Consider the following 452-nt stretch of genomic DNA (forward strand, 5'->3'; position numbering starts at 1 on the left):
GTACTCAGCTAACCGATGGCGTACATCTACGTATGTGCTTTGGCCGTCAATGCGGCATTGAATATCAGTCTCAGTTACTGACATCCAACCGCGTATGAACTTTGATTGCATCGTGCCATCGAGCGAGTGAATAGGGATTTTTTTTACATCAAACCTTAACCCCAGCTTGTGCGCTTTTAGTTCGGCTTCAATGCGCTTAATACGACCTTGGTTTAGGCTCCATTCCCAGTTTTTACCCACAGTACACCTCTGCATAACAGCGCTCGGTAATGTGGCCGAGGCGGTTCATCCAGCCGCGCAGGTTGGGCTGTTGGGTTGGGTCGTCTAAGCAAATGCGGGCGTAGCGGTAGCCACGGCGGCTGATCAATTGGCTAATGAATAGGTTAGGCAAAATAGCGTGGCACTTTTTAAGTGTGCGTGAACCAAATACACCATCAACGTTGGCGTCAACG

2 protein-coding genes are annotated in these 452 nt (G+C 49.6%); both read right to left on the reverse strand.

The window, feature by feature from the left end:
• The coding region (locus J8L97_RS23210; protein WP_211053089.1) for a hypothetical protein at positions 1–240 on the reverse strand (240 nt) is incomplete at its 3' end.
• Positions 233–452 (reverse strand): putative peptidoglycan-binding domain-containing protein (locus J8L97_RS23215; RefSeq protein ID WP_282098581.1); only part of this gene is annotated, 220 nt, incomplete at its 5' end. The genes J8L97_RS23215 and J8L97_RS23210, both read right to left, overlap by 8 nt.

Origin of the sequence: Pseudoalteromonas sp. MMG012 (assembly GCF_018100875.1) — a bacterium.
GTDB classification, from domain to species: domain Bacteria; phylum Pseudomonadota; class Gammaproteobacteria; order Enterobacterales; family Alteromonadaceae; genus Pseudoalteromonas; species Pseudoalteromonas aurantia.